Genomic DNA, 21,824 nt, shown 5'->3' on the forward strand with positions numbered 1-21,824 from the left:
TCCACTTCCATCGGGTTGCGCGAGACGCATGCTGCCGGGTCCCGAGACCCGACGGTCCATCTTCTTCGTCGCAAATGCGCCGCCCTATGGGCCGAGCTCTCCACGAAACCGGTCACAAGACGTGTTAATGGTGATGGGGCTGTTGGCGACTGGCGGCTTGAGGCGTGGCGATTTCGTTCCCATTTCCGTCCGGTAGGACGATAGCGATGTTTTGCATCATGCCCTGATCTTCGTGATCCAGGATATGGCAATGCAGTACGAAGGCACCGATGTAGCGCTGATAGCGCGTCCGGATCTTCACTTGATACATCCCTCTCGCGCTGGCCGGCGTCGCGTTGCTCTTGATCCAGAGAGTATCTTTCCAGACGTTCTTTAAACCTCGATATTGAGGATCCACCGGTCCCGAGCCGCTGGGGCTGTAGTCATCGACTGCATCCGCTGCGCTCACGTCCTTGCCGTTCGGGTCTATAATGGAGACGATCTGGAACGGGTTGACATGGATGTGAAAGGGATGGCTGGCAAGGCGTGATTGCAACGTCCATTCCTCGACAGCGCCAAGTGACAGCCGCCGGTCGAGCCGGTCGGGGTCGTAAGGTTGCCTTTCCGCCGCGTTCAAGCTGTTGGAGACGCCGAATATCGGCGGAGCGCCGCTCAGATCGATCTGGAAGGTCAGCTCCTGTTGCCCAGTCACCTCGCCGTCTGCAATGTCAGGATTGGGTGTCAACTTGCCGAGCTTCAATCCATCCTTTAGGTCCTGGATGACGATGGGTGCGATCGACGGCATTTCTTCGGTAGCGGCCGCGGACAGGATATCAACAAGATGACTTTCGATATCCGAAAAACCTTGCCCGGTAGTAACCTCAACAGTCCCGATCAGCCGTTCGGGCGGATTGTCGCCATTGACCGATCCCGCCCGGGTCGCGGCGGCATTGATGACACAATACGTCCCGGGTTCCGGAAATGCGATCAACGCGTCGAAGCGGTATCCAGGCTGAAGTGTCGCGACCTCAACCTTCTGTGCTGCCGCCATCGTCAGACCATCAGCAGCAACCAGATGAAACGGCACGGTTGCGCCGGTGCAGGATTCGTGGATGAAGCTGTTTGCCCCAGCGCGATCGAGCTTTGCGGGCAGGACTGCAGCAGCTGCCATTTTTACGAATGTCAAGGCGATCGTATCTCGAACCCCAGCATGGATCAGTCTCCACCTTTCGACCTGCCCCTGAGACGACTGGAACTCAGGCAAAACGACCCCGTTGACGGAGGTGTAGCGTCCTGAAGCCAGCCATGCTCCGGGACCAAACAGATCATAATTCTCGATCTTACCCGTGTCGCCGGCATCGCAGCGGTAGGTCCCGTCGGCGTTGGTCTTGGGCCCAATCGAGCCGTCCCCCTTTAGCTCGTCGCAGGCATATTGGATTTGTTGGAAGACCTGCACACGCTCGCGCAGGTTTTTCAACAGCACATCCAAGTCCCCGTTGCCATCCTGGCTTGGCAGACGATCGCCCCGGATGATCAAGGCGCCGGCCATGCCGCTTGAGACCTGCAGAGCTGTCGAGCCATGACGGTGTGTATGATACCAGTACGTTCCGGCGGGATGCTCGCTCGGAATATTATATTCGTACTGGAATTTGACGCCGGGATTGATCGACAACAACACGTTATCGCCATTGCCCGCAGGATTGACCCATAGGCCATGCGCGTGCAGGTTTGTGCCGTTTTTGCAATGCGGCGTGTTCGGATGCGTGCCGCCGCTCGCACAGCTCGCATCTGCCGGCAATTGATTGTCGAGATTGATACGGATCGTGTCGCCCGGAGCTGCTTCTATCGTCGGGGAGACGTAGGGCGCGTCCGGACTGACGTCGGTGCCGTTGTAACTGCGAAGCTCGACATCGTCATACGTGCCTGTCGCGGGATTGTAGAGCTTGCTCTTGGTATAGACGATGTTCAGGTTCAGCAGCTTCTCGTGGGATAATGCCGCTGACGGCTCAATCGTATTGAACAGAATCTTCGATCGCGGTTGCGACGACGATCCGAGAATGCGGGGGTTTGACACTGACCGATCCTGCGCGTCGGCGTCACCCGGTATTGCGACCGATGCCACAAGCGCGAAGGCTATGCCAGCCGCTAACGAGAGTGTTTTTACCTTCTGCATCCCCTGCCCCCGAATGCTCAAAACATTGATATTGATAGCATGCTTGTCGCCGGCAACGCCGTCCGACGTCAGGGCCTTTTCACCGCGATGAAAGACGCGGTGTAGCCTGCAGGCGCGCCGTTATGGGGTTTTGCCCGGATGACCGTGCCGACAAGGGAGGGAACCTGATCGACACCGTTCGGCCAATGATGAGCGATGCAGCCGTTGTAGTCATACTGCCATCCATCCGTCTGGCTTCCAGGGCGCCCGATCCCGACGATCGAAAATCCGACCGGCGTGTCGATACTGCCAGCGTTGATACCGCCCACAAGGTCCAAACCGCCACTTCCCCAGTCGATGACGCCTTTAAATTCCAGATCCGTCATTGCTTCGAAGCGAAATTCCGCTTCAGCGAAGAAAAGGTCGATCGCCTTTTGCGGATCGCCGTCCACCGGAACAGGATCATTGCGGAAGCTGCGATAGGTCCAGGAGCCCGTCAGGTCTGCACTCGTCATTTCAGCACCTCCAAAGGGTTGTGTCGTTACCAGGAAAACATGCAGCGCCCTGGTTCCTGAAGATCGTTCGGGAAGGGTGGTTGCGGATAATATTGGAGCGTTCTTTGCACGTCCCGCGCGGAACTATCGCCAGCAGTCAACCGGACGAGCTCGAGCGATTCATCCAGGCCGGACGAAATGCCGCCGCCGGTCAGCCGGTTCCGGTCTCGGTGGAAACGCGGGAAGCCCGGAACCACGCTGATTTTGTCGAAGCTCTTCAGGCAGGGAATAAAGGCCCAGTGTGTTGTTGCTTCATAGCCATCCAGCAGACCGGCGGCTGCCAACAGAAGAGCACCTTCGCAGACTGAGCAGACCCATTTTGCTTGTCCCGCAACCCGGTTCAGGTACTGGACGTACCGTTTGTCACCGCTTCCGTTCATCATCGGCGCCAGCGCGCCTGGATTTCCGCCTGGAACCCACAGAACGTCGATAGGCGTGTCCTCTGCAAAAGAATGTGTGGACAGGAAACGGAAACCGTCGCGCGTGGTAACGGTGGCATCGGCGGTTCCTGCAACAAGCCTTATTTCGAGATTCGGATCCATCCACCTGAACACCTCGTGCGGTGCGGTGACGTCGAGAAGATCCACCTGATCATAAACGGGAATGCTGACAATCATGGCGCACCTCGGAGGCTGGCCACAAGGATACGGGCAAAAACTTCAGCTAGCAAAGCAGAGGCGAACAGGCAGGTTGGCATTTGCCATACCAACGTCTCGTCCCGGGCCGGCGATTTCCAGACGCTTCTGCGAACAAAAGACATGATCTCCCCTCGATCGATGCACTCGCTCTGCCATGGTCGAAGACGACAATCCTCTATACTTAAAGTTGGGGTTTTTAGCAAGACTCAATCAGGGACTCGAGCCGACCAAACGCCGAGAACAAGCACGCGGCGGCAGGAAAACTGCCTTCAACGAAGCAGGAAGCAACCGGCTCGATCCGGAGGTCGATCCCAAGTCCGGAATGGGGCTCGAATTACCAGCCGATTTTCTTGCGTGTGTCGGGCAGCGAGTATCGTTTCATCGGGATGGCTTTCCACCCTGTGACCGACTCGGTTGCGGACCGCAGGGTTTCTTCATTTCCCTCGACCAGAAGAGTGGACGGCTTTTCGTCAATCACCACCGCTCCCGCACGCCCAACTTTCTCGGCCATCTCGCTGGAAGACGGACCAGCCGAACCTTCCTTGCGCAATATTACCTGTTGTGACGTCGTGTCGGTCATGTCGATCCCTTACCCGGAAGCCCGAAGCCTTCGTAGTCTCGGCCAAGGCCAAGCGGAACAGCGGAGCCAAACAGCCGGTCTCGAAGAGCCGTGCTCCGATCTGCACCATTCAACCTTAATATAATGCCGTCTGCGGCCAAAAGAAAGGCCGCGTAGCCGGCGACTGCCGGACTGGCCATGGAGGTGCCGCTCATGACCCCATATGTTCCTTCGGGCAACGTCGAGATCACGCCAACTCCCGGCCCGGTCAGGTCAATCTGCGGCCCGAAGTTGGAGAATGCGCCGAGAAAAGTGTTCTCCGATCCGTAAGGTCGCGCGATATCGCTTGCCTCCGACGAGACCGAGGGGAAAGAATCCGACCATGCCATCGCAGTGACTGCGATGCAGAAGGGCAATGTTCCCGGGAAACTCACAGGTTTGCGACCGTCGTTGCCAGCCGCGGCGATAACCAGGACGCCGCTGTCCAATGCAGAACCGATGGCGGCACGGAGCGCCTCGTCTTCTGTTCCGCCCCCAAGGCTCAGGTTGATGATGTGGCAACCGTCTTGAACAGCCCGGTCAATGGCGTTCATGATATCGTAGTTGGTCGCCCCGCCGCCTGTGTGTGGAAAGACCCGATAACTCCTCAACGTGACGCCAGGTGCAACGCCAGCAAGATCAAATTCGGCGGTCGGCCTGGCTCCGACGATGCCAGCGACATGTGTACCATGCTCACCATCGATAGCGGCTGGACCCCAGTCGGCTATTTGCCCGGGATCGTCCTTCGTCTCGGCCAGCACCATGTTGGCACCACCCGAGACATTCGGCAAAAGCGGATGAGCACTATCAACGCCACTGTCGACGATGCCGACGACAATGCCCTGACCTGCGGTGAGCGGAATGTCAGCGCGAAACCGGCGCAGGGCCGTCAATTCCTGCGAGAGATCGATCGGTTCGAGCTGGAGGCTAGCGTCGTTGGAAAGAGTGAAGCTTTTCTCGAAACGGCCCCAATAGCGAGGCGGGCCGTAGACGTAAATTCGCTCCAGGGTCGTCCCCGAGGCGATGCGCAAGCGAACGGCACCGTTTGCATCCGTTCTCCCCTCGTCTCCGGCTCGCGTGCGGAAGTTGGTAAAGGCGATGACGCGGGCGCCCTCGATGGGTCCTCCGGCCATATCCTCGATCCGCAGGACAGCCCCTTGCTCAGCCGTGGAGAAAACGGCTGCGGCGGCTTCACGCTTGATCTCGTAAACGAGCCGCATTTTCTCGTAGATAACGAGAGGGACGATTTTGAGTGACGGCTCTTCAAGCCTTAGCCTCAGTTCCGTCTCGGGTGTCATTTCGACAAGCTTCGGTCCGTCGACACTAACGGAATCGATGACATCGACTTTGCTGATCGCATCGCGGACGGCGGGGTTTGCGCCGCGGACTGCAGCGGCAAGCGGAATTGTGGCTCTCAGCGATGCTGCTTGAGCCAGCGTTTGAGACCGAAAACCGTGGGCTGGAAGAACAACATAGCGGTTCATGCGGATATCCCCCGAGACATTATTTCCGGCTAATTCTCCGTGTTCGGGACTTGAACCGGAGCGAATTTGACCAGCCTCTCCAGTCGAAAAATTGCCATGCGCAGCACGACGGTTGGGTAACGAACGCTCCAAACCGGTCGCACCGGCTTTTCGAGGCGCTCTGCAAGGAGAACGGCGCTCAGGAAAGCCATGACGGGTATATGCGCCTCGCCGGAAACCAACCCAACGATCATGAGAACCCAGCAGGTTCCAACGCACCAGATTCCTTGCGCAAAGCCATAACAAAATATCGAACGCACGAAATGCGTGCCGCTTCCAGCAAGCGAAGGCAGCCGATGGCACCGGTTCAGGCAGGATTGCTTGACCGGAGAGAATTGCCAAACAAGTGCAATCGACAACGCTGTAGTGAACGCTAGATGGGCGGCGGGTTGAAGCCATTCGATCGATATCAAGATCGCCGCCGCCGGAACGCCTGCAAGAAGCCAGACCGCAAAATATCCAGTCAGGAAAACAATCGTTCCCGTGGCTTTCAACGAGGGAACCGATCGTGCCTGCACATGCGCGACGTTGCGGGTAAGCATGGGCGCCATCATCGCGACAACCATGAGCATCCAAGACCAGACAAGCGTAAGAGCGCTCAATCCCTCTAGCACGAACAGAAGCCTGTCGGTCGAAATCGAGGCCGATACGGACGTGTCACAGAAGGACAGGCGCTCCCCTTTGGGCAAAAGGAGGATTGCAAGCCAAGAGACCCCGGCGACCACGATCAGCGGAAGGCGAGCGCGCCAACGCTCAAAAGCTGCCGGGGTCATCGCCATTCACTCACCCTGCCGAACGATACTGATGCGCCCAACCTTGACTTCCGACGCTTCGTGAACAGGCGCAACCGGAAGCAAACGGACAGTCAGAGTGGCGGGATCGATATCACTCGAACCTGCGACTTCACTGTAAGGTTTGGTGATGTCGAGCACATAGGAAAGACCGTCTCCATGACCGTCGTTGGCTTCAGTTGCTTTCGTGACACCGAACAGACCAACACTTCCCACCTTACGCTCGATCGACTGAGCTCCATCCTTTCGTGGGAATTCGACGAACACCTGAAGGACGGTCGCGTCGGAATATCCCGTCACGTTCTCCAGATTGAGCAGCACTTTCTCTGGCTCGTCACCATTCGTGCTCAAAGCAGGAGCGGTACTCATCTTGCTCGCGACCTTAGCCCGCATTTGTGCGTTCAGGGGAACTTGCGCTTCTGCGAGCTTCCCGACGACGGGAACAGCCTGAATTGAGCCAACGACCTCTACGATAGGGGGTGTCATAACGACCTCCGGTGTTACCGGCTTCGCCGCCGCTGGTGCGATTGTCGACGAATGCGCAGCCGGCGTGAAATCGTCGTAAGTATAATCGAGAATGGCAAAATCCGCCATCTCCCCTGGCGTATACTCCCACAGCGAGGCGTCCGGCAAAGGTACGACAAAGGGTCGCTGGCCAAGGCTCTTAGGCCCGTCTTTCCAATCCTGCTGTACCGGATCGAGGTGAGTTGGCTTGATCAATCGCCAGACTTGCCAGAGACGGTCGATGTTGGAATGGTGGAGCCAGAAGATCGGGTCGAGCCCCGCAGTGTCAGGTGCGGACATCAGCCCCGGCAGCGGTCGAGGGCTGACGCCCGGGAACAGTTTTTCGCCGCCCGTGAGGCCATGGACCTGATCATGCGGGTCACTTTCGAGTTTGCCGTGATTGCGACCGCCATGTTCAAAGCCTGTGTCGATACCGCCAAATCCGGTTTCGCCCCCACTTTCGACACCCGTGAATTTCAGCTGATCGAGAGCATCGAGGCTGACGGCATCCGAAGGGATGAACACCTGTCCGGGATTGCTTGGATCGGGGCCCCATCTCTGTTCGACAAACAACGGGTTGTTACCCTTGCCATCGGGCCAGTCCGGACTGGCGAACGCTGGCGGCAGGCCATCCTGACCGGGTTTGAAATAGTTCCAGTAGGGAAGCGCCCAATCGTCCGGCCCACCCAGCGACACGATGGTCGCGCGTATCAATTTCTCAAAGCCGATGAGATATCCCCGATGCCAGGGAAGGAAATACCAACTCCCATGCTGGCACTGGAGCCAGAGGTCATCGAAGTCCTTTTTGCCGGGGAGCTGCTCCGCGGGCGTCTTGTATCCATAAAACTCCCATAAACCCTGATGATATCCGTGCATCCCAGCCCAGAACCGCCATCCGGTTCTATCAGCCAAGCGTTTGCCTTTGAGCTGGCCTACCGCACGAGCATACCAGAGGATTGGATCTGCCCAGTCAGCGCCGAGCTCCCACACATTGCGACGAACATGCATGACATTCCCCGTTTTCCAGCAGTTGATGAGTATCAGTTGAATTCAAGCAAGCTGATGTGCAACGAGCAGCAGGACGCCGCTCGCGGAAATCGATTAGCTTCGTTCGAGCAATAACTCGAACGCGTCAGAGCAGAGAAATGCAGTGGGTATCGAACTAAAGCTCAAGCCAGTCCCAGAACAATAATACGGTTTTTCTGGGTTGCATAGTGCCATTTTTGGAACCACTTGTAGGCGAATTTGCATGACGGGAAGCATTCAATGCATGGCCGGCAGAGCGAGACCGAGCCTATGCGACCGCGATGCTTTCGCTGACATAATTGCCGGCAAACACATCAATGAATTCGTCAGGTCGTAATGCCTTGCCACCCGGCATTTCGCTGTTGTGAGCTGACGTAAACTGGTTCCGTGTCAGCCGTCACCGCGCTTCTGGCGTTTAGATGCGGGCGTTGCGGTCGGCAGGTAAGGACAAGGCCACCAGAGCTCTTCCATGGCTGCTGGGGAGGCAGACAGGCGCGCCCAGCTCGCACAAAACAGGCTGCCTGCGTATTCGCGCGGTGGGCATGGCGATGCCACAAGTTTCAGTTTGCGGGTAGGCAGAGTGAATTCCTTGGTAGGACTCGGCGAGTTCTAAGGCGTTCAAGCTGAGCAGGTCGAGGCGCACAGCTTCACCGACTTCAATCCAGGTTGACCATATCGAAGGACGAAAAGAAGAATTCCGTCACCTCAGGGCAGCGGCTTGATCTCCGCTGCGGGAATGAATATCTTTAATTGATAGACGCAATATGGTTGGCGCTGTTGATGGCAAACATAAAGACTCGATACGGCGAAATCATCCGTAGCGCCAAAGCTGCTGGCGCACGTGACGAACGGAGTGGCAAGATGGGCTCAGCTGCGTCGCAGGAAGAAGCCCGCTTGGCCGCAAAAATCCGTGAGCGTGTGAGACTTGATTACCGTACTTTAGCATCGCAGAAGCCGTCTCGACAGGACTAACGGCCCGTGCCGTCCCTGATCCACCCTGGCCGATGAGAGGCTTTTACCTGCAGGTGGCGGATATATTCCCAACGGATCGATGATCCTCCATCGGCCCGCCCGTCAAGCGATCGTTCTTCCTTTACTGTCGGCTCCAATTCGAGAACCAAAGCATCCGCGTCCCTCTGGAGCTCAAGTTTGCGCGGTCCTTTTTTCTCGTCCTTCCACAAGGCAACGCTGCTTGCCTGATCGAAGCCGCCGATATCATTTTGTCTCGCAATAAGAGCGAAAGAGGAAAGGCTGAGGACGGAAGTGCCTGGGTCTTCAGCTAGCACGGTGGCGTATCGGCCCGGCCAGCGCTCACCAATCTGCGGGCCGTCCATGAGAAGCGCGATGAGCAAATTCGGGCCAATCGCCCGGACGACGGCTTGGCAGGGATCGACTCGGGCAAGATCCTCGCAAATCAAGGTCGTCAGCGTCGTGTTGCCACGATAAACAAGGAAGTCGAGGCTTCGGCTGAGAATCGTCAGGTTCTCCCACCAAGACTTGCTTTTGTCGAGGTTTGGAAGATTGTATCGTTCGATCTGTCCCCTATCGAGTTTCCAGCGGTGGTGCTTTTCTCGGATGAGAATAAGGCCTTGCCACGCGGTGATGTCAGCATCGCGTTCACGCCCCAGGAGAAAGAACGGCGCGATAGCCGCGAAGTTTCCTCGCCGGCGTGCCTCATCCTGCGATATGCCCGAGATTAGGAAATCAATCTGACTGTCTCGGGCAAGCGCATCAGCAAGCGCTCGGAATTGTAAATAATTGAGAGCGAGTTCGGGCAGGACGACCGCATTGACAGTCGCCCCCTTCTCGCGAGCGACACGGACCAGATCGACAACAAATGCGATAAACTCAGCGCGCTTCGGTCGGTTGGTGTTCGAAGGCAACCATGTTTGCTTGACTTCGAACCATCCCCAATGATCGCTTCCGTCCACGGCGCCTTCTTGAAAGCTTTCGTCGGAAATCTGGTATGGAAAAGGGACGAGTAGAAGGCCGAGCTTATCTTCGGGAGGCTCTTGCGCAATGACCGGCGCGACCCATCTGGCCCGAACCTGCCCGCGTGGCGGAAGAAGCGCAAGATGATGTGTCAGTGACCGTAGTGTGCAGCCCACGGAAGGCGTGCGTGCCTTCGCCTGGACGCAAACCAGATCCTCGGCGGCAAGGGACAGCGAAAATGGTGCGCGCTGCACGCGGCGGAAGCGCCGGCCGGAGGCCAGATCTTCACGAGTGTACTCGTCCATGAAGAAATCGAAAAACGGGTTATCGGCTTCGAAGCCGATGGATTCACATGCTTCATCCGCGACGATTAAGAGCTCAAGGCAGATCGACCACCAGTCAGGTGTGGGAGCCTCGTCGTCGAGTGGCGCAAAAACCGGATCGTTCTGATATTCTTCCAGCCGCTGCCAAAGGCGTTCAACACTGGCCGGAGGGTTTGGCAGCCGGGTGCCCGTCTCTAGCCGTCGGTTTCTCCATTGCTGACCGCGCCTAACCGCGCGTTCGCGCATCCGGTCAGTCACCAATAACTTGCGTAGACCGTCGTCGGGGCCACCTCGCATTTGTTGAGAAACGTGGTGATAAGCGCCTGAACGTTCCACCACATGGCCAACAAATGCGAACAGGTCGGTTGGAAGTCGCGGCACGGATTGGAATGGAGCCCGTCGTCCCTCATGCGGAAAAAGGGATCTGTATACCTGCCCAAGCGTCGCCATTCCTATTCCTTAGCCCGGTTTGCAATTGTGTGACGGCGGACGATAGCTGCTGGAACGGTTGCAGGAAAGCGACTTCTTGCAATCGACTTCACAGCAACCGCACGCGGTCGTTGTTTAACGCTCTTTGACCGATGGCAACCGCTTTCCACAGGCATTGCCGGTATTGATCCGCTGGCAGCGCAGAAGTGCAAGATCCCGCCGAGGCCATCACGGCAGTTCGGTCGGGCTATCGTCATCCCAACAGCCGCCTACTCCGTAGGCAGTCCAAGCCGCCTTACGTTTCGATTGCCGAAAGCACGGCATTGCTTATGCCCTTCCGGCAGCACTGTTTGAAGAAATGCATAAGCGCGTTCGTCCGGCGGCTGCCACAGCGGCTGACCCGTCGCGCCGTCTCGAGAGACGAAGCTCTATGGGATGGGATGTCAGGTACGTGCGAGCCGGGTCGAGAGATCGAAAGAAACATTCCTGGACTAATATCCTTGCCGTTACGCATCTAGGCTTTCATCGTGGGGGCTGCTTCTACTCTCGTTCATTTACAGTCGGCGGATGCATCGGTGAAGGGACCGCAAACCAAGATGACGTCGGACGATAGCGATTTCGGTAAGGGGCGTCGCGCCTTCCTCGAAGAGATTCAAAGATTGGCGGCGCAAGTGACGCGCGCTCAATCGATATGGGAGGCGCCATCGGCAAGGCACGCCCTGGCGTGGTTGCTATTCCACCACGAGTGGCGGGGCCAGATAGGATTCCTAGGCGACTCGATCGATGGCGCGCAACGCGTCGACCTTCCGCCTCTGGTGTTATTTCGGGGACAGGCCGACGCCGGTTGGGCGGTCCAGAGTGGGCTCCAGCGCCTGCAGCCCGCCGAGCGGAAGCAGGCCAAGTTAGCGGCGAGCCTGTTCGCGCAAGTAGCCTACGAGATGTTCAGGGAAATCTACAGATCCGATGGCATGCAGGACTATCCTCGCCCGAACCGTCGCGCAGGAATTGCAGCCGCTCAGCACTACGGCATGAAAACGAACCTACTCGACTTCACGACAAACGCTCTGGTCGCAATGTGGTTTGCGAGCTCGCAATCGGACATCGACCCCACTCCCCGCAAGAGCGCAATCGACTGGGTCGATCTCAAGACAGCAAAGGAGTTGGGCCTCCGCGTCGTGCTGCCGCCGGTATTTGTTGATCGCCTGTACCTGCAGCGAGGAGTTTTCCTTGAGGTGCCCCGCTCGAAGCTGACACAGTTGCGCGGACGTCTTAACCGCATCATTTTCCCATCCGCTCGTCCGTTCGAATTCATCCGCGTATTTGGCGATGGACTGGCACGCCAGTTAGACCTGCTGCCCCCAGATGATTGGCTTGAGAGGCTCAAGGTATGGGCGACGCTGGAGAGTGCAAAATCACCGGTCGATGCCCGCCTGTCCGCACTGCTGCGTTTCACATTCCCGAACGGATATCACCCGGAGATGCAGCGCACCGGAGTTCAGGGACTTCTGGGACTGGGCGACACAATCGAGGTCATGCTGGACTTCGTCGACCGAATGGCGTTGCGCACCGTAAGAGGGGGTTCAATCTACCATCCTGACACGGTTGGCATGCTCGCGGACGACAATCCGGACTTCTTCTCTTGGCTGTTGCGGGGAGTCGCACCGGACGAAGGCGGCGTTACGATCATGCCGCATCATGCCGATCTCAACATCAAGCTTCGCAAGCTTGCCGGAAGCCTGCGCCATTATCGGGTCGAGCAGACCTAGGGCAGCGGTGCGCCGAGTGCCGGATTTTCTAGCCGATCCGGCATGAACAAGGTTCGCTCCACTTTGTCGATTTTCTGAAGAGGCGACATCGAGTTGGTTCTGACGCTCGTAAGCAGCAAGCGCCCGAAGCATGGGCGAAGGTGCGACGTGGCCCGATTCCAGAGAGGCAACGAGCCGCAGGACATTATCACAATGCTCACGGCTGATGTGAGCGCGGACGATCTTTCCGAGAAAGGGCGCCAGGTGCGGATAGTTGCCGGTCGGCTCGATCGGAATGAGATGGCGATCCGGGAAATCGCGCATGCTTAGGCAAAACCGGAAGCGCCACAGCAGCGCAGAGAGCGAAGACGTGACCGGTGGCTCCGCCAGTGTCGGTGTAGTGCTTCGAGATATTGAGACGCGTGCCATGATGCAAACCGGCGAGGACACAGGACGCTTCATGCGTAGCGGCCGAGATGACCTTCACGTGGTCGATCTCTTCGCCCACCGCCAAGGCACCGGCGTGCGAGAAATGGAAATGCCCGACATCCTCTGTGAACGTGGCGACACCGATTTAGGATCCCTTTCTACCAATCAAGTATAGGTTGCAGCGCATTATGCACTAGATTACATTGTGCTCAACAACTTGAGGGTGGGGGCACCATGAAATCGTTCGCTGGCAGCGCGTTCCCACGCGTGCTTAGCATGCTTGTATGCTTGTTTTGCTCATCTCCTATGCAGTCGGCCTATGCAGGGTCTATGATGCCGGGACCGGAGGCTTCACCGCAGACGGAAGTAGTCGAATGTTCTGGCTATAACGCTACCGGGATAGCGCATTGCGCCAAATCGGCCTGCTTCTCTAGCGGCGATGGACGGGGCTTGATCGATAGCCAGATCGAAGTGACGAAGAGCGATGAGGAAGGCTCCGAGCGGGCGTGCTACGTGGAGCTGCACAACTATCTCCAATTCCCCGGCCGCCGCAACCCATCGTTTCCGCGTCAGTTCTGTATTGTAGCGAAGGCTCAGAGCCAAAATGGTCTTGACCGAAAGGCGCGGGTGCGCTGTACCGTAAAGATCCCTCGTTTTGAACACTTCTTCCGGCTGAAGGATCCGCCATCTTCGAGCCCGTTCGACTATGCGGGCAAGTTCAATGGGGTCTTTCCTTTCTCCTTTACTGATAACTTCTCGGAACTGACGATCGCGTTGCCATTTTCGTTGCTCGAGTCCGAGATGAACGCACAGAAGGACGGCGCCTTCGTTTTTTATTCCTGGAGCGTGGCCAACGCGCACGCTTCAGCGCATCAGAGCAGCGCGTTCCCGGGGGAAATCTTCAGGGAACGCTTCGATCTGAACATGGACGTAAACCTCAGAAGCATCGTCGAAGACGTCGACTGCAAAGTGAAGACCAGCATGTCGATCCCGGGATCTCCGTTGACTGCCGGTACCAAGGTTGGCGCTCTGATCCAAAGCGCGGACAGTACGTGCGATGCGAGCGGTTTTTTTGCGCACGCTTTCGGTCTGGATGCCCTGATGAGCGAAGCGATCAGATCGGCAATCGCTTCTCAAGCGGTGGGCATAGTTGGAACCGTTCTCAACGAGGAAGACTTTACCGACTGGCCGTTGACGACCCGAAGCTTAAGGCCCTGCTGGAAGAGGGTTGGATAGGCGGGACATTGTGTGAAGCGCCGTTCCCCGCCGGCATTTGCATAAAGGTGAGTTGGCGGCAACGCAGTCTTGCCGAACATCGCAACCTCGTGCGAACGTCCGCGCCGCAGGGAACGATACCGCCTGACCTGACGGGGTTGGCCGAACTGCGGGATGAACTGCGCAAAGTGTCGCCGCGGATGCCAGTTGCCGGAGACACCAACGGTTACGCGTTTCCGGCTAAGCGCCATCCGGGTGGTTACGACGACGGCGACATGTCCATTTTCGGGGGACTGCTATGTCTGTCCGGCGAGGCGGAAGGATGTGAGCTGGTCCGCCGCGCCCAGAGTCGCAACGGTCAGTTCTGGAGATCGCCCGCCCGTGCGGACTCGAAGACAGACGACCAATTCAGTGGCGATCAGTTCAAGGGACTAGCGGCATACTGGGCGGGAACCGGTGATTCCGACTCTCTAGAGAAATACCTCGATAGCGTATCGGCGAAGTGGACGCCGTATCCGAGCAAGGCAACGAATATCGTCAAGATGTATAACGGCTGCACGGACGACCCCGGTGGCAAATGCAACATCATCGACGAGGAGTGGAGATGGCTGAACATTTTCGCGGCCAAACTCGGTGTCGATGCTCATGTGCCTACTGATGCAAAAGATTATGCCGCCAAGTTCGGTGACCCTGTAGGCATGCTGCCGTGGAAGGCCATAATCAACAAGCTGGGCTATCGGAGCCACCTTGTCGGGGTTGAGATTTACATATCGAAGAAACTAGGCATCGCCGATCCGAGGCTGGATGCCGCGGCCGAGATCCTCGCGGGAAGGCAGCCGGACAACCCGTTCTTTCTCTATCTCGCGCGGGGCAAGGACGCGCGGGTTGCCGATCTCGTAAGAAAGAAGTGTGTGATCGATCCGGCGAAGCAGAAGTGGACCCAGTGGAGTTGGGAACGCACCGAGTCAGATCACGCCTGGATGGATTCAATGGGCTGGGATTGCATCTTCATGATCAACAACCTCTTGAATTGAACGGCTGACGCAACAGGAGCGAACCACAGCCTGGAACAGGCTTCTCATCAACGCCAACAAAACGGAGGAAAAAATGAGCGACGGAACAAACCTACCCTGGCCTTTCCCATGGTTCACTCCGAGCCCGGTAACGGACGTGGCATCCGCCCGGTCTGTTCCTTCAGCTGGTATGGAGGCAAGTCAGCCGTTCAATACCAGTGTACTCGAAGCCGCTGAGGCGCTCTCCAGGAAATTTGGCAAGAACCTGCCTTCCGCCATATCAGCAGAGCTGTACCTCATACAGGCGCTGAGCGAAGTAGCCACGCGGCCAATGAGTGGGGCCGAAAACAATACCGCTGTCATTTATCCGCCCGAGTTTCTTTTCACTTTCGACGTCGGGCTCGAACATCTCGTCGGCGGCTCGATCATCTGGGAGGCGCTCGGCAAATTTGGCGATGCGGACTTTCCATGGAAGAAGCCGGTTACACTTCGATCGATACGCGAGAAGACCTACAGGGGCCTCGTCTACCCTGGCGTCGCCGGAAGTATCATGATCGGGCTTGTGGACGATGTGGATTTCTCTCAGGTCCGTCAGGAGCTTTCTGACTTTGGTCTCCAAGATCTGGATGGATCTGGCACCTTCCTCACCGCGGCCTGCACGCCATTTGAGGAAGCTTCTGTCTGCAGAAAGCTCGAAAGTGACTTCGAGTACGTTAAGTATGCCGAGATGAACAATATCGTAAGAGTGAACGATTTTTCGCCAGGCTGGAGCCTGACGCGCTTAGTCTGATTGTGGAGGAAATGATGTCTGGTGAAAGTCAAACCTATGATGGCGTAGCCGATACGCTTGAGGATGCCCTTCGGGTAGCGCATGGCAAGATATCTTTTCGGTCCGGCCACGACTACACGACGTCGCGCGTCGTTGACTGGGGGATGCAGTTCGGCGGCTTCGCTGGGGAGACCTTATTCTATGTCCGGATCGAAGAGGATCCGGACGCGCCATTTAAGACCAAGAGCTAGCAGTTTTTGCTAACTCTAATGCTCAAACGCAGATCCGAATTCTGCCCCGTCCGCTTCGGCTTCGTCGCCAGACATGATCAGAGTATCAGAAGGCTGCGGAGCGTTCTTGATCAGCAGGCCTGCATCCTCGAGCGCTTCGATGTTCGGCAGGTCACGCAGCGTCTCAAAGCCGAAGGCCGACAGAAAATGCGGGGTTGTCACATAGGTATAAGGCGCCCCGGGCGATGGACTGCGCGGCCCGGAGCCGAGAAAACCTGCGCCGCGCAAATTACTGATGACGTCGCGGCTGACTTCCCTGCCAAAGATCTTCGACAGTTCACCGCGGGTCACCGGCTGGAAATATCCCACCGCCATCAGCACCATCGCCTCGAACTCCGACAGTGCCGCTGCTCCTCCCCGCGTCGGCGCCGAAGAAGCCCGGATCGTTTCCGCAAACCGCGGCCGGGTCCGATGCTGCCAGCCGTCGGCGACTGACACCAGTTCGTACGGCCGCGAACTGAGTTCCTCGCGCAGATGAGCAGATCGATGCTGCAGTCTTTCCCCACCACTCGCGCCAACGTCTCGCGGGAGACCGGTTCAGCCGAGGCAAAAATCACCGCCTCGACCCGCAGCATCCATTCCCGCCAGCGCAACTTGCGCGGCAACTCTTCCAGCTCCCGATCAAACAGACGTTCATCTGCGGCATTCGCTTTCCGACGGGCTTTGGCCGCGGGAAATCCGGCCACGATCACAACCCAAAAATCCGAAAGGAGGAACGGCCAGGCAGCTCGCGCACTGCCTCAAAACTTTCGAGACGCTCGAACAACCGGTTGGCAGGCCCAGCGCGATAAGTCGCTTCCTGGTGCAGAGGCCGGAATGGCGTCTTCGCTGAACAATCGACGGATCACCGGCTCGGCTCCCTTGGTTCGGACTTTTGGCGCTACTTCCATGAGCCGCGCGGCGCGACGGTCGATTTCACCCCCAGATCGAAGCGCTGCCTCGACGCCGTCGACCAGCGCCAGGCAGATTGCCTTTGGATAACCCGCCTCCCCAGGCCGGACACGACCGCGCCCCCCGATGGTGCGAAAGGCAGAGCCAAAACGCTCGGGAAGCAGCAGCGGCATAGATCTCGGCCAATTCAGCCTTTGCGCCAACGCGAGCTCAGCCAGACCAAGCGCCAGCACCTCGGCGTCCGGGCGAACGGCAGAGATCGCCGTTATCAGGTCCGCCACCGCGAAGGGTGCTGCTCGCCCGGACTGTTTTGCAGAATCGATCATGTCGGGGATCGATCCAAGGCTGTCGTCCCACTTCATCCCCAGCAGTTCGGCGACTTCCCTAATGAAGGCCGTGCCAGTTGTCTCGGATCGGCGCGTTAGCATTCGTGTGGCCAAGAACAGCTTGCCGGCCGGGCCGGCATCGTCACCCGCCGCGGTCAGCAAAACCGAATCGCGGATGGCGGCTTCTTCCTCGTTGCGACCCAGCACCCTGGCGGCGACGGCGGCCGATTTGAGGGCAAGGCGATCACGCCAGCACCCCAACCACTGCGAGTTGGAACGGAGCAGATCGTCCAGTGATTTCAGGGCGATACCAGCGGCAAAGGCGGCGTCGGATTCGGTGATGTCGCGACCGCGCGACAACGCCCAGCCGGGCAGCCGAGGCGACCAGATCGGGGTCGTTGGAGCGGAGGGCGCGATCGAATCCATGTGGTGAAGCATAAATCAAGTGCGCAGTTTATGCCAGCAATATCCGTATAAACCGCACAGCCCGTCGCAAACATATAATGTCCGATAATCTTGCATTATCAGTCATTTATGAGGCAACGGAAGATCTCTAAGCAGCCTCTATGACCGTTAGCCGGCTATATTTTAACGCCTTCCTTTAGGTGCTTTCTGTGCGTTAACTCAGCCTTTACCGATCTGCCTTAGCAGCCCACGCCTTCGATAAAGGCAGACTGCAAGGAACACCGATGGCCAACCCAACTCCAACCTCGTCAGAAACTTTCCAACGTAAGATTGCCAGCTTCTGCGAAATACGTCTTTCGCCTCTGCTTCAGCCTCGCTCGATCGAAAACCTGACAAGCTACTTGCTTGGGCTGATCGGCCACTATGCTTACCCGCCAATGAAATCCGGCAAGCTCGATTGGCAGGAAATTGCCCTGGCCTGCGATCTTACGAATGAGCTCACGGCCGATGTGAAGAGAACGGCGCAACACGGCTTCGACGCCATCTTCCGCTGGCTTGCAGCGAACAAAGCAACCGTCGCCACAGGAACTCGACCGGCGGAAAAGCGGAACCCCGCGCAGCGCCTCACGCGCAACCGGCAAGCCGCAGCGAAACCGTCTGCCCCCGCGACGAAGCACTCGGCGAAATCCGGCCCCAAGCCGGTGCCGATTGAAGAATTTCCAAACCCGCTATTCGATCGGTGGGAGGAACCGGTCTCCTTCCAGGCTGCGTTGGAATTGCACATGCGCCGTTTTGGAGAATCCTATTACTACCTGCATCGGGCCGTCATTCGCCCCGACGAGACATTCGACAACAAGACCATACTCTCGTGGCTGAAGGGGACGAAGGTGCCGCGGACAATCGACAGCCTTGAGGTGCTCGGGCGTATTGAACGGCGTTACCGGCTGCCATCCGGTTACTTCAAGGCCAAGCTTCCGCATCAATCGCGCTCGGCCTCGGGTCATGATCTCGGCGACGACATCTCACCGGCCGAACGTCGGCGGCTCGCCTGGCACCTTCCGGACAACTTCAACTCACTGCCCTTCACGAAGCGTGAGGAAATCCTGGAATGGGTTCGGCGCGTCATCATTAGCGGCTCGACCGACTATCGGCGCTTCCAGGCCGCGGCATCGAAACAGCGCTATGCCATTCGCTTTCCGGCGTTGGCCTATGGCCGACGGGGTGACATTCGTTCACTCACGCAGACGCTTGCGCAGTCGTTCTCGACTGTAGACGAGATCGAAGACCCGGATATTCTCTCCGGGGTCATTGACGCCCCTCCCCGTCTCGCCATGGAGATGGCGGATTTGATCATGTTCAAGACCGCCACGCTGACGGCGATTGGTTTTCAGCGCAATGGCGTGTGGGGAGAAGAGACCGCCTCGCAGAAGCTGGAGCACCTCGGATTGATGTTCGGCGCATTGGTGGCTTCCCCCAACGGCGAGATTGCAGGTCGCGGGGTACCGCTCGGCGCATTGACCTTCGGACTGCTTGTGTTTCCCGGCATCTGGGACTGGTATTTGCAATGGCGGGAACGCCGCCGTGGCTTCTTCACTGCCTGGGAAGCCGATATGCTGAGCATATCGCTGTCGCTGACGCGCGAAGAAACGGGATGGCTGCGCCAGCACCCGGAGTTGATAGAGCGAGTGGTGCCGATCGCAGGTTTAGTGACGGCCGAGGAAATCGCATTTGCCAAACGTGACTGGCACGCATGCTGTGACGCCTTCCACCAGCATGCCCGTAATCGCATCAAGGAAATCCAGCGGGTGATGCGGGTGCATCGTGACCCGTTCGAGCCGATCATGTGCGTCCTGGAAGCGCCGAGCCCGCTCGCAGAATACCGCAAGATCACTGATGAGATCCTCATAAAAATGCCGGACAAGGATCGTTATCCCAGGGCAGCTGCGGAGTCGGTGCGGTCGTTTCTGATGCTACGTCTCGGCCTGCATCTGGGGCTGCGGCAGAAAAACCTTCGACAACTGCTGCTGTGCCCGCGCGGCCATTTTCCAACATCGGAACGGCGCCTTGAGGAGATGCGGCGCGGCGAGCTTCGCTGGAGCGAGCGCGATCACGGCTGGGAAGTCCTGATTCCTGCAAATGCCTTCAAGAATGCGCACTCGTCGTTCTTCGGATCGAAACCGTTTCGCCTGGTGCTGCCTGACCTTCTCGACCTCTATTACCATATCGGTGCCTATATCGATCGTCATCGAGGCGTACTACTGGGTGATGGCACTGACCCTGGTACATTCTTCGTCAAGACCGTAAAGCAGACGAGCACGGACGCTGCATATGACCAGACGACCTTCTATGAGGCATGGCGGCTGACCATCCAGCGCTACGGCATCTACAATCCCTACACTGGCCGGGGCGCCCTGCCTGGCTTGCTTCCCCATGGGCCACACAACGTGCGCGACGTACTGGCCACGCATATCCTGAAACTGACCGGCTCCTATGAGCAGGCAAGCTACGCGATCCAGGACACGCCCGATATGATCCAGCAACATTACGGCCGCTTCCTTCCACAGGATAAGGCGGCGCTCGCGGCAAAGATCCTGAACCAGGTTTGGGAAGCGGCATAGGCCGGAACTAGCGATCGGCCGGAACTCCGCTCACATAGCTGTCGGTCAGCGGTCTGCCGAGCTTGCCGCCGCGTCGGGTGGCAGGTTCGGTCTGCCTCGATTGCCTATGGTCTCATGCTGCGCGGCTCTTATCGCTAACTTCGCGGAAGCTGGTGGTGTTTGCGCTTCGTTAACCATATGAATTAACGTTATTCTTTTCCCTCGTGGAAGCCAAATCACCTCCAACTTCCGTCACCGATCGCGTCCTGAGCCGTGATAGATAACCATCGATAAGTACTGCTTATCGGAAGCGATTGATTTGGACGCGCAAATCAGTCAAAACGGCATCAATGGACGGCCAAAGCGGCCGTTCGGATACGCGGCTTTCGCCGTTTCAGGAGCTCCTGTGGACATCGTCGCCCCGAAATCTGCACCCGAAGCCGTCGCCCGGCGCGCCGAAGCGCTCGACACCATTGCCGCGGTGCTGCCGATCGACCGGCGCGACAAGCTCGCCGAGATCCTTACCGACCAGGACGTCGAGACGCTCAAACACCTGGTCAACGAAGGCATGGGCGCCAACACCCTGCGGGCACTGACCTCCGATCTTGCTTACCTCGAAGCCTGGGCACTGGCGGCGACCGAAAATCCGCTGCCCTGGCCGGCGCCGGAAGCGCTGCTGCTGAAATTCGTCGCCCATCATCTGTGGGACCCGGCGCGGCGCGAAACCGATCCCGAGCACGGCATGCCGGCCGCAGTCGGCCACGCCTTGAGGGACGGCGGTCTTCTTCGATCGACCGGGCCGCACGCGCCGGCGACCGTGCGCCGACGGCTCGCCAACTGGTCGACGCTGACCAAATGGCGCGGTTTTGACGGGGCCTTCGCCTCCCCTGCCCTCAAATCAGCCATTCGGCTGGCGATCCGAGCCGCGCCAAGACAACGTCTTCGCAAGAGCGCCAAGGCGGTCACCGGTGACGTGCTGGCAAAACTGCTGGCGACCTGCGGCGGCGACAATTTGCGCGATCTGCGTGACCGCGCCATCCTGATGGTCGCCTTTGCCTCCGGCGGCCGCCGGCGCAGCGAAGTCGCCGGCTTGCGCAAGGAACAGCTGACGGTCGAGCCGCCCGTTGCCGGCGAGGACGGCAGCCCCCTCCCCTCGTTGTCGATTCATCTCGGCCGCACCAAGAATTCTGGCGCCAGCCAGGACGAGGTCGTCTATCTGACCGGCCGGCCGGTCGAGGCGCTAAATGCCTGGCTGGCGGCCGCCAGGATCGGCGGCGGCAGCGTGTTTCGGGCGATCGATCGCTGGGGCCATGTTTCGCGCCGGGGGCTCGATCCGAAGGCCGTCAACGATATCGTCAAGCGGCGGGTGGCGATGGCCGGGCTGGAGGTCGGCGAGTTTTCGGCGCATGGGCTGCGGTCGGGTTACCTGACGGAAGCCGCCAACCGCGGCATTCCCCTCCCCGAGGCCATGGAGCAGTCGAGGCATCGTTCGGTCCAACAAGCGTCGAGCTATTACAACAATGCGACACGTCGAAATGGCAGGGCAGCGCGGCTCCTGTAACAATCAGTTTTGGCAAAAGGCGGTCATTGGGACAGGCTAACTGGGTCCGCATCCGCGCCACTCGCATCTTCGATAGAATTCACCGCTGCAATGGCGGGGCATCGCGCGCATCGGGCAGGTAACCTCCGAATGAG

At 58.4% G+C, this 21,824-nt stretch carries 16 protein-coding genes and 3 pseudogenes; 7 read left to right on the forward strand and 12 right to left on the reverse strand.

The genetic code is table 11. The features are described 5' to 3' along the window. Window positions 1–124: 124 nt before the first annotated feature. The 8 genes from ATY29_RS05880 to ATY29_RS05910 form a co-directional block, all read right to left on the reverse strand. Window positions 125–2,152, reverse strand: a complete 2,028-nt coding sequence (locus tag ATY29_RS05880; RefSeq protein ID WP_097535517.1) for a multicopper oxidase family protein — start codon at window positions 2,150–2,152, stop codon at window positions 125–127. A gap of 68 nt (window positions 2,153–2,220) precedes the next feature. Then, entirely contained in the window at window positions 2,221–2,646 is a 426-nt protein-coding gene (locus tag ATY29_RS05885; protein ID WP_097535519.1) for a hypothetical protein, read from the reverse strand. Window positions 2,647–2,672: 26 nt separating this feature from the next. Continuing rightward, on the reverse strand, window positions 2,673–3,302 hold the full coding sequence (locus ATY29_RS05890) for a DJ-1/PfpI family protein (RefSeq protein ID WP_097535521.1): 630 nt from the start codon (window positions 3,300–3,302) through the stop codon (window positions 2,673–2,675). Between the two features lie 355 nt (window positions 3,303–3,657). Next, window positions 3,658–3,903 (reverse strand): hypothetical protein, encoded by a 246-nt coding sequence (locus ATY29_RS36350; RefSeq protein ID WP_097535523.1) that lies wholly within the window; start codon window positions 3,901–3,903, stop codon window positions 3,658–3,660. Beyond that, the gene (locus ATY29_RS05895) at window positions 3,900–5,219 is read right to left on the reverse strand and encodes a S8 family peptidase (protein WP_165779397.1); all 1,320 of its coding nucleotides are present in this window, start codon (window positions 5,217–5,219) and stop codon (window positions 3,900–3,902) included. The genes ATY29_RS36350 and ATY29_RS05895 overlap by 4 nt, the downstream gene beginning before the upstream one ends. Window positions 5,220–5,434: 215 nt before the next feature. Beyond that, entirely contained in the window at window positions 5,435–6,223 is a 789-nt protein-coding gene (locus ATY29_RS05900; protein WP_097535527.1) for a DUF2182 domain-containing protein, read from the reverse strand. Further along, window positions 6,224–7,747, reverse strand: coding sequence for a tyrosinase family protein (locus tag ATY29_RS05905; protein WP_097535529.1), 1,524 nt, complete (start codon window positions 7,745–7,747; stop codon window positions 6,224–6,226). It lies immediately after the preceding gene. A gap of 986 nt (window positions 7,748–8,733) precedes the next feature. Further along, window positions 8,734–10,470, reverse strand: a complete 1,737-nt coding sequence (locus ATY29_RS05910; protein ID WP_133118187.1) for a hypothetical protein — start codon at window positions 10,468–10,470, stop codon at window positions 8,734–8,736. Between the two features lie 554 nt (window positions 10,471–11,024). Here ATY29_RS05910 and ATY29_RS05915 point away from each other — a divergent pair. After that, window positions 11,025–12,215, forward strand: a complete 1,191-nt coding sequence (locus tag ATY29_RS05915) for an FRG domain-containing protein (RefSeq protein WP_133118188.1) — start codon at window positions 11,025–11,027, stop codon at window positions 12,213–12,215. Between the two features lie 84 nt (window positions 12,216–12,299). Here ATY29_RS05915 and ATY29_RS38460 read toward each other — a convergent pair. Together ATY29_RS38460 and ATY29_RS38465 are read right to left on the reverse strand one after the other, a co-directional pair. After that, window positions 12,300–12,518: pseudogene (locus ATY29_RS38460) on the reverse strand (Tn3 family transposase); the annotation flags it as partial. Next, entirely contained in the window at window positions 12,412–12,702 is a 291-nt protein-coding gene (locus tag ATY29_RS38465; RefSeq protein ID WP_425299285.1) for a Tn3 family transposase, read from the reverse strand. The pseudogene ATY29_RS38460 and the gene ATY29_RS38465, both read right to left, overlap by 107 nt. A 371-nt stretch (window positions 12,703–13,073) precedes the next feature. Here ATY29_RS38465 and ATY29_RS05925 point away from each other — a divergent pair, with 371 nt between their 5' ends. The 4 genes from ATY29_RS05925 to ATY29_RS05940 all read left to right on the forward strand — a co-directional run bounded on the left by ATY29_RS05925 (window position 13,074) and on the right by ATY29_RS05940 (window position 15,871). Then, window positions 13,074–13,859, forward strand: coding sequence for a hypothetical protein (locus ATY29_RS05925; RefSeq protein ID WP_097535537.1), 786 nt, complete (start codon window positions 13,074–13,076; stop codon window positions 13,857–13,859). A gap of 8 nt (window positions 13,860–13,867) precedes the next feature. Continuing rightward, entirely contained in the window at window positions 13,868–14,872 is a 1,005-nt protein-coding gene (locus ATY29_RS05930; protein WP_133118189.1) for a hypothetical protein, read from the forward strand. 73 nt (window positions 14,873–14,945) lie between these two features. After that, window positions 14,946–15,641 carry a hypothetical protein gene (locus ATY29_RS05935; protein ID WP_244597351.1) on the forward strand — a complete coding sequence of 232 codons (696 nt, stop codon included), beginning with the start codon at window positions 14,946–14,948 and terminating at the stop codon, window positions 15,639–15,641. A gap of 14 nt (window positions 15,642–15,655) precedes the next feature. Beyond that, window positions 15,656–15,871 carry a hypothetical protein gene (locus ATY29_RS05940; protein WP_097535558.1) on the forward strand — a complete coding sequence of 72 codons (216 nt, stop codon included), beginning with the start codon at window positions 15,656–15,658 and terminating at the stop codon, window positions 15,869–15,871. 15 nt (window positions 15,872–15,886) lie between these two features. Here the strand turns inward: ATY29_RS05940 and scpB are convergent. Next, window positions 15,887–16,596, reverse strand: a pseudogene (gene scpB, locus ATY29_RS05945) (SMC-Scp complex subunit ScpB). Window positions 16,597–16,598: 2 nt separating this feature from the next. Beyond that, window positions 16,599–17,565: pseudogene (locus tag ATY29_RS05950) on the reverse strand (DUF1403 family protein). Window positions 17,566–17,816: 251 nt separating this feature from the next. Between ATY29_RS05950 and ATY29_RS05955 the strand changes: the two are divergent. Both ATY29_RS05955 and ATY29_RS05960 read left to right on the forward strand, forming a co-directional pair. Further along, window positions 17,817–20,150, forward strand: coding sequence for a hypothetical protein (locus ATY29_RS05955; protein WP_097535541.1), 2,334 nt, complete (start codon window positions 17,817–17,819; stop codon window positions 20,148–20,150). Window positions 20,151–20,535: 385 nt separating this feature from the next. Beyond that, complete coding sequence (locus tag ATY29_RS05960; RefSeq protein ID WP_077991679.1) at window positions 20,536–21,690, forward strand: site-specific integrase; 1,155 nt, start codon at window positions 20,536–20,538, stop codon at window positions 21,688–21,690. The last annotated feature ends 134 nt before the right edge of the window (window positions 21,691–21,824 follow it).

The sequence above is a fragment of the Rhizobium hidalgonense genome, from assembly GCF_002914525.1.
Classification (GTDB): domain Bacteria; phylum Pseudomonadota; class Alphaproteobacteria; order Rhizobiales; family Rhizobiaceae; genus Rhizobium; species Rhizobium hidalgonense.